This window comes from Pantoea sp. C1E2, from assembly GCF_056491465.1.
On the sequence record NZ_JBSZHT010000002.1, the window covers coordinates 2,449,400 to 2,462,114 of the forward strand.

Annotated in this window: 8 protein-coding genes; 4 read left to right on the forward strand and 4 right to left on the reverse strand. The window is 53.6% G+C overall.

The window, feature by feature from the left end; genetic code table 11:
* Positions 1–22 precede the first annotated feature (22 nt).
* Genes xdhC through guaD form a run of 4 tightly spaced genes read right to left on the reverse strand, consistent with a single transcriptional unit; the run spans position 23 to position 5,915 of the window.
* A complete protein-coding gene (gene xdhC / locus ACXI0A_RS11835; RefSeq protein ID WP_476151058.1) occupies positions 23–805 on the reverse strand; it encodes a xanthine dehydrogenase accessory protein XdhC in 783 nt (260 codons plus the stop codon).
* Positions 792–3,158, reverse strand: a complete 2,367-nt coding sequence (gene xdhB / locus ACXI0A_RS11840; RefSeq protein WP_476148680.1) for a xanthine dehydrogenase molybdopterin binding subunit — start codon at positions 3,156–3,158, stop codon at positions 792–794. The genes xdhC and xdhB overlap by 14 nt, the downstream gene beginning before the upstream one ends.
* On the reverse strand, positions 3,148–4,590 hold the full coding sequence (xdhA, locus tag ACXI0A_RS11845; protein ID WP_476148678.1) for a xanthine dehydrogenase small subunit: 1,443 nt from the start codon (positions 4,588–4,590) through the stop codon (positions 3,148–3,150). The genes xdhB and xdhA overlap by 11 nt, the downstream gene beginning before the upstream one ends.
* A complete protein-coding gene (guaD, locus tag ACXI0A_RS11850) occupies positions 4,587–5,915 on the reverse strand; it encodes a guanine deaminase (protein ID WP_476148677.1) in 1,329 nt (442 codons plus the stop codon). The genes xdhA and guaD overlap by 4 nt, the downstream gene beginning before the upstream one ends.
* 646 nt (positions 5,916–6,561) lie before the next feature.
* On the opposite strand from guaD, the gene ACXI0A_RS11855 reads away from it, so the two are divergent.
* The 4 genes from ACXI0A_RS11855 to ydfG all read left to right on the forward strand — a co-directional run bounded on the left by ACXI0A_RS11855 (position 6,562) and on the right by ydfG (position 12,699).
* Positions 6,562–7,626, forward strand: coding sequence for an alpha/beta fold hydrolase (locus tag ACXI0A_RS11855; protein ID WP_476148675.1), 1,065 nt, complete (start codon positions 6,562–6,564; stop codon positions 7,624–7,626).
* Between the two features lie 118 nt (positions 7,627–7,744).
* Positions 7,745–9,364 (forward strand): methyl-accepting chemotaxis protein, encoded by a 1,620-nt coding sequence (locus ACXI0A_RS11860; protein WP_476148673.1) that lies wholly within the window; start codon positions 7,745–7,747, stop codon positions 9,362–9,364.
* Positions 9,365–9,616: 252 nt separating this feature from the next.
* Positions 9,617–11,539, forward strand: coding sequence for a methyl-accepting chemotaxis protein (locus ACXI0A_RS11865; protein ID WP_476148671.1), 1,923 nt, complete (start codon positions 9,617–9,619; stop codon positions 11,537–11,539).
* Positions 11,540–11,952: 413 nt separating this feature from the next.
* Positions 11,953–12,699 (forward strand): bifunctional NADP-dependent 3-hydroxy acid dehydrogenase/3-hydroxypropionate dehydrogenase YdfG, encoded by a 747-nt coding sequence (ydfG, locus tag ACXI0A_RS11870; protein ID WP_476148669.1) that lies wholly within the window; start codon positions 11,953–11,955, stop codon positions 12,697–12,699.
* The last annotated feature ends 16 nt before the right edge of the window (positions 12,700–12,715 follow it).

Sequence of the window (12,715 nt, forward strand, 5' to 3'; positions counted from 1 at the left end):
ATCCTGGCAGTTTCAACGCCACTCAACAACCGCTCTGCTGGTGCTGATACACGCTGATGATTTCGCCCGCCACCGCCACGGCAATCTCCGCCGGCAGTTTGCCTTTCACATCCGGTAGACCGAGCGGGCAGCGCAGTCGCGCCAGTGCATCCGCGGCAATGCCTTTGCCCTCCAGACGATAGCGAAAGCGCTGGGCTTTGGTAGCCGAACCGATCACGCCGGCATAGCGAAAATCACCGCGCCGTAAAATGGCTTCGCTCAGCGCCAAATCCAGCGGATGGTCGTGGGTCATCACAATGAAATAGCTGTCTGGCGCGGCCTCTTTAACGCAATCGATCGGGTCCTCCACCTGGCGCACGGTGACGCCCGGTGGTACATGGCGAAACTGGGCGGCGCGGCTGTCAATCCAGGTAATGTGACAGGGTAACGTAGCCAGCAGGTTGACCAGCGCCTGCCCAACGTGGCCCGCGCCGTACAGCTGGATTTCAGGCTGCTGCTGCATCAGAGGTTCAAACAGCAGCGTGGCATGCCCGCCGCAGCACTGGCCAAGGCGCGCGGCCAGCGCAAACTCTTCGCTGCGCGGCTCCAGACAACGCTGTGCCAGCATGTCGCGCGCCAGCGCAATGCACTGATATTCCAGATGGCCGCCGCCAATGGTGAGATAAGTTTCGCTGGCGCTGACCACCATTTTACTGCCGCGATCGCGCGGAACCGAGCCGCGCTGGCTTAGCACGGTGACTAAAACGCAGCTCTCACGTTTCTCACGCAAACTGTGCAATACAGCGATCCAGTCATGATAAATCATCATCCGCTCCTGAGAGGCGCTGCACGCCCCAGAAAACGCGCTCGGGCGTGGCGGGGGCATCCAACTGCGGATGGCGGCGATAATTATCTACGCTGGCAACCGCATCCTGTAATGCACACCACACCGCAATGCCCAGCATAAATGGCGGTTCACCCACGGCTTTCGAGTGGTACACCGTGTCCTGAAGATTTTTGCGATTTTCAACCAGCGTGACGCGCAAATCATGGGGGACATCGCTGATGGCGGGAATCTTGTAACTCGCCGGGCCGTCCGTCAGCAGCTTGCCCTGATCGTTCCACACCAGCTCTTCGCAGGTTAACCAGCCCATGCCCTGCACGAAACCGCCCTCCACTTGCCCAATATCCAGCGCCGGATTGAGCGAGGCGCCAACGTCATGCAGGATATCCGCGCGCAGCAAACGATATTCGCCGGTTAGGGTATCCATCAGCACTTCACAGCACGCTGCGCCATAAGCGAAGTAATAGAAGGGTTTACCGCGTCCGGCGTTGCGGTCGTAATGGATGCCTGGCACTTTGTAAAATCCGGTGGCGGATAATGGCACCTGATTCAGCCACGCCTGCTGCGCCACCTGCGCAAAGGTGAAGTGCTGTTCGCCGACGCGCACAATGCCATTGCTAAAGGAGACGACGTCGGCCGTGCAGTGATGCTGCTGACACAGCATTTTCGTCATGCGGTCGCGCAATATCTGCGCGGCGTTCTGCGCCGCTTTGCCGTTGAGATCGGCCCCGCTGGAGGCCGCAGTGGGTGAGGTGTTCGGCACTTTTCCGGTGTCGGTTGCCGTGACCTGAATCTGGCTGACATCGATTTGCAGCACTTCCGCCACAATCTGCGCCACTTTGGTATTCAATCCCTGGCCCATTTCGGTGCCGCCGTGATTGAGCTGCACCGTGCCATCGGTGTAGATCAAAATTAAGGCACCGGCCTGGTTGAGGAAGCTGGAGGTAAAGGAGATGCCAAACTTCACCGGCGCTAAGGCCAGACCACGTTTCATAAAACGGTTGCTGGCGTTAAACGCCGTGATGTCCGCTCGGCGCGTGGCGTAATCGCTGCTGGCTTCCAGCTGCTCCGTCATCTCCATCAGCAAATTATCTTCCACCTGCTGATGGTAATGGGTGATGTTGCGATCCTGCTTGCCGTAATAGTTTCGCTTACGTAGTTCGAGCGGATCCAGTCCGCGCTCGCGGGCAATGTGATCCATAATCTGCTCAATCGCCACCATGCCCTGAGGACCGCCAAATCCGCGATAGGCGGTGTTAGACGCGGTGTGCGTGCGGCAGCGATAACCGGTGATCAGCGCATCACCGAGGTAATAGGCATTATCGGCGTGAAACATCGCACGATCGACGATCGATCCACTGAGATCGAGTGAATAGCCGCAGTTACCCGCCAGATCGATTTTGACGCCGCAGAAGCGGCCCTCATCATCAAAACCCACATCGTAACGAACAAAGAAGGGATGGCGCTTGCCGGTGTTACGCATATCATCGCGTCGCGCCAGCCGCATTTTTGCCGGACGCCGCGTTTGTCGCGCGGCAATCGCACACAGGCAGGCGACGCCCGCAGCCTGCGTCTCTTTACCGCCAAATCCACCGCCCATCCGCCGCATATCAATGGTGACTTTGTTCATGGTGATGTCCATCACTTCGGCCACCAGCTTCTGCACTTCCGTTGGGTTTTGCGTCGAGGAGAAAACCTGCAGGCTGTCATCTTCGCCAGGAATCACCAGGGCGGTCTGGGTTTCCAGATAGAAGTGTTCCTGCCCGCCAATATGGAATTCACCCTGAATACGATGCGGCGCACGCGCCAGCGCCGCTTCGGCATCACCCCGTTGATGAACGTGCGGCTGCTGCACAAAGTGACGCTGCTCCAGTGCAGCACGCACATCCAGAATCGCCGGCAGCGGCTGATATTCAATGATGGCGGCGGCGGCACCGGCACGCGCGGCTTCAGGTGAATCCGCTGCCACCACAATCACCATCTGCCCCAGATACTCCACGGCATCCATTGCCAGTAACGGATCGCCCGGTTCTAACGGGCCAACATCATTCAGGCCCGGCACATCGCGCCAGGTCAGAACGGTCACCACGCCGGGCACGGCATAGCAAGGCTGCACATCGACATGTGTGATCCGTGCATGCGCATGTTCACTGAGACGCGGGCAAAGATGCAGCAGGCCGGGCAGATCCGGCCGGTCATCAATGTAGATCGCTTCACCCGTGACGTGTTTATCGGCGCTTTCATGTTTCTGACTGCGGCCCACGCCGGTTTTCATTTCACTGGCAAACTGGCTCTTTAACAGCGTTTCGCTGAGTTCGGGTCGGTTATGAGACATAGCGCGCTACCTCTGTGATGGTCAGTTCGCCACAAGTTTGCGCGTAATATCGACGCAGCAGATTGCGTGCGACCTGCAAGCGGTAATCGGCGCTAGCACGGAAATCGCTTAACGGCTGGAAATCCTGGATGAGTACCGCGCAGGCTTGCTCAATAGTGGTTTGATTCAGCGGCTGGCCGATGAGGACGTCCTCGGCTGCGCTTGCCCGTTTTGGCGTAGCGGCCATGCCGCCAAATGCCAGTCGTGCCTGCACCACCACGCCATCTTTAAGCTGAATATTGATGGCGATAAATACCGCCGAAATATCGTCGTCTAAACGTTTAGCCACTTTCCAGGCCACAAAATCAGGTGACACCGTCACTTTCGGTATCACAATGGTGCGGATAAATTCACCTGCCCGCAATACCGTTTGCCGATAGCCGATGAAGAATTGATCCAGCGGTACTTCACGTGTGTTTTCCCCTTGCTGCAACACCAGCCGCGCATTGAGCGCCAGCAGCATCGGCGCACAATCACCGATCGGCGAAGCATTGCCGATATTGCCGCCGAGCGTACCCTGATTGCGGATCTGCAATGACGCAAAGCGCTCCAGTGTGGCACTGAAGGCAGGAATTCTCGCCGCCAGGAAGTGATAGCAATGATGAAGCGGCGCAGTAGCGCCAAGGTGAATTTCCTGCTCATCTTCAGTACAGGTGCTTAACGCCTTAACCTGCTCCAGCGCGATTAATAGCGGTAAACGTTGGTACTGCTGGGTAATTTGCAGAGTGAGATCGGTACCGCCGGCCAGCAGTCGCGCTTCCGGATACTGTTGATACAGTGCCGCCAGCTGAGCCAGCGTTTTCGGGATGAAACAGCGGCTGCCGTTGGCTTCAAGCATTTGCACTTCCCGGTTATTCAACGCTTGTAAGCGCTGAACCAGTGTTGACTCATCCGCCATAAAGTTATCTTCTAAGGGTTGCGCACAGGCTTGCTGTGCGGCGGCCATAATTGGCCGGTAGCCCGTGCAGCGACACAAATTGCCCGCTAATGCGTGTTCAGCCTGCTGCTGATCCCAGCCCTGCGTATTTTTTTGCAGGGTAAAGAGCGACATGACAAAGCCAGGCGTGCAGTAGCCGCACTGTGAACCGTGACAATCCACCATCGCCTGTTGAACGCTGTGCAGCTCGCGGCCCTGTTTCAAATCCTCCACGGTGATCAGCTGTTTGCCTTGTAAGCTGCTGACCAGCGTCAGGCAACTGTTGATGGCCTGATACTGCATACGCCCCGCCACCACTTTTCCCAGCGTCACCGTACAGGCGCCGCAGTCACCTGACGCGCAGCCCTCTTTGGTTCCCCGCCGCTGTTGATGGCTGCGAAGATAGTTAAGCACGGTCATATTCGGGTCTAAGGCCGTTTCGGTGACCAGCCGATTATTCAGCAGAAACTGGATCATACCGTTGCCTCTTCTCGATCGCGCTGCCACACCGGTTTGCCACTGACCCAGGTTTGCGCAATGTTGCGGTCGTCTCCCAGCGTCATCATCACAAACAAGCGTTCCCAGATATCTTTGCTGTTGGCACTCCGTAGTTTTTGCAGCGGCGAAACCGCCGGGTCGATCACCACGAAATCCGCCTCTTTGCCGGGATTAAAATTGCCAATTTTATCGTCGATATACAGTGCATGCGCGCCACCCAGCGTCGCGTGGTAAAAGGCTTCACAGGCGCTGAGTTTGTACTGCTGCAACTGCCCGACTTTGTACGCTTCACCCAGCGTTTGCAGCATATTAAAGGTGGTGCCTGCGCCCACATCGGTGCCGATGCCCATGCGTACGCCCTGCTGCCAGCAGCGTTTAATGTTGAACAGGCCACTGCCGAGGAACAGATTCGACGTCGGACAAAAGGCGATGGAGGAATCAGTGTCGTGCAGGCATTGCCATTCGTTCTCTTCCAGATGCAGGCAGTGCGCAAAGACGCTGCGCTTACCGGTAAATTGATGATGGTGGTAAACATCGAGATAGCCGTCCCGCTCTGGAAACAGTGATTTGACCCAGGCGATCTCCTGCTGGTTTTCGCTCAGGTGGGTATGCAACCAGGTATCCGGAAACTCTTCGCGCAGTTGACGAACTTTCTCCAGCAGTTCTGGCGAGGAGGTGGGTGCGAAACGTGGCGTCAATGCATAGCTCAGGCGCCCACGCTGGTGCCAGCGTTCAATCAGTTCACGTGTGTCCTGATAACTCTCTTCCGGCGTTTCTGTCAGATACTCCGGCGCATTGCGGTCCATCATCACCTTTCCGGCAATCAGGCGCATATCCAGCTGTTGCGCGGCCTGGAACAGCGCATCTACCGATTGTTTATGCACCGTGCCAAACACCAGCGCCGTGGTGGTGCCGTTGGATAACAGCTGTTGAAGGAAGAAGGCTGACATCTGCGCGGCGTGATCCGGGCAGTGATACTGGCTCTCGACCGGGAAAGTATATTGGTTCAGCCACTCCAGCAGCTGTTCGCCAAATGCGCCAATCATCTCTGTTTGCGGGTAATGAATATGCGTATCAACAAAACCCGGCACGATGAGCTTGCCGCGCAGATCGATTACCCTGGCGGTATCAGTGCGCCCTTCTGCAATCTCCCAGCTTTCAAGCGACACCACCTTACCCTCGCGAAGCGTCAGCAAGCCGTCTTCGAGGTAGCGCGCATGCGCAGCGATATCATCGGGCTGAGAGGCCAGTGCGGTGAAATCAAAAAAGCTGGCGCGTAGCAGCGTTTCAGAGGCGTGAGGCATAACGGTTCCTTGAGAAGTAAAATTGCGATGAGTTGCCTTCAAGGTATGTTGCAAACGCTATGCCAATAAGGAATCGTGATAATATTCTTACATGTCAATAGCTTAACCACACTCCATTCAATTTCATGCCAATTTGGAACCGCAATCGAATGCGCAATCGGTTGCCAGAATTAGCAACCGATTGCATGGGGATAAAAAGCGTGTCAGGAATGAGATGTCTGAGGAAACAGGCCTAAAGACAACACGATCTGTGCGTCATTTAAGTGCAGCGCCGCACGCTTGCAGTGCACAGATTTTATTTCAGGAAGATTCCGCTGTGGTAGAGGAAGGATTGTGATGTGCAGAGAAGCGCTGGTGTTGTAAAGCAAGGATTGTAGTGTGTTGAGAAGCGCTGATAGTGAAAACAAATAAAGCGGAATACGATGAGAAAGATGAAATAAGGGAATTAATACAGAAATGTTAAACATCGCTCTGGCACACGGATGTATTAGCATAAGAAAAACCGCATAAAAATCGTCTTGTTAAAACCCAAAAAAGAAGATTATTGTCTGCTTTTCCTTAAATGCCGTTGATATTAATTGGGATTTATCTCTATTAAAACTAATATCAGCCTTCCAGGGTACCCAATCACTTAAGAGCGACGTTTATGTTTAATCGCATGATATCAGGAGTGGCCAGTGCCATTCTGTTAACTTTATCACCTTTAACGCACGCAGCCAGCTCATTACCCACGCCGACAGAAGCCGACTGGACCGCTAAAGAATTTAGCTTTAATAGCGGTGAAAAGCTGAAAGATGTGCGCATCCATTACATTACTTTAGGTGATAAGAATAAACCAGCGGTATTATTACTGCACGGAACCAATCAGCCTCTCAGCGCCTTGCTGGCGCCAGGATTTGCCGGAGAATTATTTGGTCCTGGACAGGCATTGGATGCCAGCAAATATTTTATTATCATCCCAGAAGGGATTGGTTCCGGTAAATCATCCAAACCTTCCGATGGCATGAAAATGGCATTCCCGCATTACGATTATGACGATATGGTGACGGCACAATATCGGCTGATCAAAGAAGGTTTGGGCATTTCGCATTTACGCCTGGTGATGGGATATTCCATGGGCGGCATGCAAACGTGGCTGTGGGGTGAAAAATATCCCGGCATGATGGATGCACTGGTCCCGATGGCATCGCAGCCGAATGAGTTATCCGGCCGCAACTGGATGCTCCGCCGCATGCTGATTGAATCGATCAAAGGCGATCCGGCCTGGACTGAAGGCAATTATCAGCAGCAACCCCCTACTCTGAAAACCGCCAATATCATGTTCAGTATTGCGACTACCGGCGGCACGCTGGCTTATCAGCATAAAGCCCCGACGCGAGCACTGGCGGATAAACTGGTGGATGCACGTCTTGCTGCGCCTGTCACCGCGGATGCCAACGATTTCATTTATATCTGGGGTTCATCGGCAAATTATAATGCCATGCCTGGATTAAGCCGTATTACCGCACCGATGTTGATCATTAATTCAGCAGATGACGAGCGTAATCCGGTTGAAACCGGCATTTTGCAGAGTGAATTACCTCAGATAAAGAAAGCGGAATTACTGCTTATTCCTGCCAGTGCTGAAACCAGCGGCCACGGCACCATGATGCAAGCAAAGTTTTATAATAAAAAACTGCAGACATTCTTAGCCGAGACCGCTAAGCCTTAGTATTTGGGTTAAATCCGCCTGTTGACGGGAAGTCACACTCATGACTTCCCCTTTTAATAAAAAATTCATTGTTACTACACCTTCATCTTTTTCAATTAAACGTTCTCAGGGAATAGTTATGTTTCGTAGAATAAAGATCCGTACAGCTCTCAGCATGATGGTTTTTTCATTAACGGCCTTATTGCTTTTTGTCGGTATTTTAGGGCTATTTGCCGTTCAGTCCGGCAATAAATCCTTTGCCACCGTCGATACAGAAGTCTTGCCGGGCCTGGTGGCGCTCAATGAAAGTTCAGAACTCTTATTACGCGGACGACTGGATTTACGTTTATATGAATCACTGGTGGGCAGTGGCGATGCCGAAAAAGCCAAAGTCGCGCTGGAGCGCGCCAGAGGCAAAATAGATAACGCCAGTGCTAAATGGCAGGAATACCTGAAATATCCGCAATCCCCGGCGGAGAAGCCAATTGCTGCTGAAATGGCAACGACGCGCGATGCGCTGATGAAGGAATTTATCGACCCGGCCTTTGCCGCGCTCGAAGCAGGCAAACTGGATGAGTATCGCCAGCGTGCAGGGAAATCTACGGCGTTATACGGTGCCTTTGATAAAGCCTCAAAAGCGCTGGTGGCATTCAAAATCAAAAGTATTGATGTCGCCTATAGCGAATCCAGCGATCGGGTTCAGCGTATGGAGTTCACGCTGTACTTTTGTATCGCTTGTGCTCTGGTGCTGGCCGGACTGGCCTGGTCGGTGATGACCAATCTTATCGTTAAGCCGCTCAATCATGTGATTAACGTGTTTGATCGCATCGCCGAGGGAGATCTGCGTGCGCGTATCGATATCTCCGGTAAAAACGAGATTGCGCAATTGTTTGCCGCTGTCCAGCGTATGCGCGATGGTCTGGCGAACATGGTGCTGATGGTCCGCAATGGCACCGATGCGATCGGTTCCGGCGTAGAAGAGATCGCCACCGGTAATATCGATCTTTCCAGCCGTACCGAGCAACAGGCTGCCTCGCTGGATGAGACGGCATCCAGCATGGAGCAGATTATGGCGACAGTGAAAAATAACGAGGACAATACGCGCAAGGCTAACGCCCTGTCGCAGAAGGCTTCTGACTCTGCTTCGCGTGGCGCAACGGTGGTGTCTGAAGTGGTCACCACCATGAGTTCCATTGAGAAAAGCTCGGCAAAAATCGGCGACATCGTCGGTGTGATTGACGGCATTGCCTTCCAGACTAATCTGCTGGCCTTGAACGCAGCGGTTGAAGCCGCGCGCGCCGGTGAAGCGGGACGTGGTTTTGCGGTGGTTGCCTCCGAAGTTCGGGTGCTGGCACAGCGCAGCGCCACTGCCGCGAAGGAAATTGGCCTGATGATCAATGACTCGCTCAGTAATATTGAGCAGGGTTCGGGGTTGGTGAAAGATGCTGGCGTGACCATGAATGAAGTGATGCTCGATGTGAAGAAAGTGGTCGATATTATGGATGAAGTGATGCTGGCCTCTGGCGAGCAGACGCGCGGCATCTCACAGATCAATATCGCTATCCAGCAGATGGATGGTGTGACGCAGCAGAATGCTTCTCTTGTTGCAGAAGTCGCTACCGCAGCAGGTTCTCTGCAACAGCAAGTGGTGAATTTGCAGCAGTCGGTGACGCAGTTCCAGGTTGATGAGGACGCGATGCCATTGGCCACGGGCCGTTATACCGACTCACATCAGCTGCCCCTCATCGCGTTAAATTAAGCGGTATCAGCGAGTGCATTCTGGCGCTCGCTTCGTTAAGTAAAGTGTGCCCGTCTCTCTTTATCAGGATGACGGGCCCGCAATCTCCCTTACCCTTATTGACTTAACACTCTTCCACCGCGCAATCGTTTCCCTACAGTTTTAGATGGGGTTACCGATAACGGAATACGTATTCGATATTTTCAGTGACGCAGGACGCATTCTGGAAAAAAACAAACCTCTAATGTGATCCAGTTGGGTGGAAGGTCAATCATGTTTAAAACAATACGCTCGCGTTTAATCGCTATCAGCGTGGTCATTACGGCAGTATCCCTTATCGCACTTGCCACTTTTACCTACACCACCGTGCGTGGAAAGACACTTGAGAGCATTGATGAGCGCATTGGACAGCTCTCCCGCGTTCATGCGGCTGAACTGGCTGGCTGGGCAGCCGAGAAACAACGTATCACCGGTTCGATTAAAACGGCTTTTGGTCGTCATGACGATGCGGTCCCTTTTCTGCGTGCTGCAATCGAAGCTGGCGAGTTTGATGATGCCTACATCGTCTATCCTGAGCCTCATTCCCATGTATTCGTTCACCCTATGCCAGCCACCTATGATGGCAGCCAGCGTCCGTGGTATCTGGAAACGGTGAAAGCTGGCCAGCCAGTGTTACTGGACCCCTATGTCGATGCCTCAACGGGCAAACTGACCATTACTTTTGCTCAGCCGATTGTCGAAAACGGGAAAACATTGGGTGTGATCGGCAGCGATCTGCATCTGGATACCGTCTCAAATACGGTGAATGCGATTCATCCCCTTGAGAAGAGTTTTGCCTTCCTGGTGGACAGCAGCGGTAAATTGATCGCCGCGCCGAAGTCAGACCTTATTCTCAAGCCGGTCACTGAGCTCTCACCTTCCCTCGACCTCAAGGTCATCCAAAATCTGGCCAGTCAGGGTGGGCATGCTGAACTGACCATCGGCGGTGAACAGCAGTTCGTTTATGCCTCTCCGGTAAAAGGGACGCCATGGTCACTGGTGATTGCCGTTGACCGTGATGAAGTGACTGCATCACTGACGACTTTGCAACGGGAAAGTATCCTCATTACCCTGGTGAGTCTGATTATTACCGCGCTGATTGCCGGGCTGGTGTTTAACCAGCAGTTGCGTCGCCTCGCCATTTTGCGAGATGCACTGGAAGACGTTGCCTCCGGGGAAGGTGATCTGACCCGCCGCCTGGATGTTCGTGGCGGAGATGAGCTGGCCCAGATATCAGCGGCGTTCAACCGTTTTGTTGGAAAACTTTCGGACGTGCTTCTGCGCGTGCGTGAAGGGGCTAACAACATCGCGCTCGCCTCCAGTGAAATCAGTGGAGGCAACAATGACCTGGCCTCTCGTACCGATGAACAGGCAGCAAGCCTGGAGGAAACGGCCGCCACGTTAGAAGAGTTGACTTCAACGCTAAGCAATACCGCCAGTAATACTGAGCAGGCGCGCCAGTTTGTCAGTGACGTGGCCTCCGCGGTCAGAGACAACGGTGCCGTAATGAACGATGTTTCCTCACGAATTCAGGAAATTTCGAACGATTCGAAGAAGATGTCCGAAATTATTAAAGTGATTGACGGCATTGCCTTCCAGACCAATATTCTGGCGCTGAACGCCGCTGTTGAGGCTGCACGTGCAGGCGAGTCAGGCAGAGGCTTCGCGGTGGTCGCCAGCGAAGTGCGGAGTCTGGCACAGCGCAGTGCGGGTGCCGCACGAGAGATCAAAACACTGATTGATGACACGGTTGCACGCGTGACGTCAGGCAGGGAATTGGTCGTGAAAGCCGATCACGGGATGACCAGTATTGTGTCTGATATCCACAATATGACGCAGCTAATTGAAGAAATTGCCCATGCCAGCCGCGAGCAAAGCGATGGTATTGGTCAAATCAATATCGCGATGGGGCAAATTGACACCACAACGCAGCAGAATGCGGCGCTGGTTGAAGAGTCCGCCAGTGCGGCCCAGTCCATGTCAGAGCAGGCCGCCGTGATGGCCGAACTGGTCAGCACCTTTAAATTGATGGGCGCTGATGCCATGACACCCAATTCTGTGAGTCATGAGAAAAAGCCGGTCGTCTCTCCGCTAAAATCCCGTACAGCGCTGGCTACAGCGGGAACCTCCCCGGAGGATAACTGGAGTTCTTTCTGATTTACTAAGCCAAAACAGGCGCCTGGTATCGCGGTGATATGCCGCGATGCCCGGTTTGCTTTCCTTAATTTAGAGGAAACAAAAGGCCGAATCCGCTCATGAACTTAACACCCCCTCAGCGCCAGCCAAATGGCACCATGACGTTATCGTAAGTGCATGTTAGATGCCCTCCGCAGATGCTAATCCCACATTTATCGCAACGCAGATGGGCGATGAGAATGCTCAGATGGTTTATGATGTCCAGGGTTCATGGATCGGAGAGCCGAGCGACAGCCGGGTAAATTGGCTGCACCAGGCGCTCGCAGGCTGATAGCGCTTGCCCCTCTCATGCCCCTTTTAGAGTTTCATTGTTGGTTTTTAAATTTAAAATCAATTGGTTAACATTGACGTACAATTGTTTAAGGAACAGTGAGATGATTATTTTTGTCACTGGCGCTACCGCCGGTTTTGGTCAAAGCATCACCCGTCGCTTCATTGCTAATGGTCATAAAGTGATTGCCAGCGGACGTCGTGCTGAGCGTCTGAAAGAGTTGAAAGATGAGCTGGGTGACAATCTTTACACCGTTCAGCTGGATGTGCGTAATCGTGCCGCTATCGATGAAGCTATTGCCGGGCTGCCGACAGAGTGGCGTGATATCGATGTGCTGGTGAATAACGCCGGTCTGGCATTAGGTGTTGAGCCTGCGCATAAAGCCAATATTGAAGACTGGGAAAACATGATCGACACCAACAACAAAGGGTTGGTGTACATGACGCGTGCGGTTCTGCCTGCCATGGTGGAGCGCAACATCGGTCATATCGTCAATATCGGTTCCATTGCAGGCAGCTGGCCTTATCAGGGCGGCAACGTCTATGGCGCGACTAAAGCTTTCGTGCGTCAGTTCAGCCTGAATCTGCGTACCGATTTGCACGGCACCGCGCTGCGTGTGACTGATATCGAACCGGGCTTAGTGGGCGGCACCGAGTTTTCTAACGTGCGCTTCAAAGGCGATGATGGCCGCGCAGATGCCGTTTACGAAGGCACCACCGCGCTCACTGCGGAAGATGTCACTGAAGCGGTGTATTGGGTCACGACGCTGCCTAAACACGTCAATATCAATACGCTGGAAATCATGCCAGTTACGCAGACGCTGGCCGGTCTGAAAGTGCATAAAGGCTGATTGATGTTATGGGCGC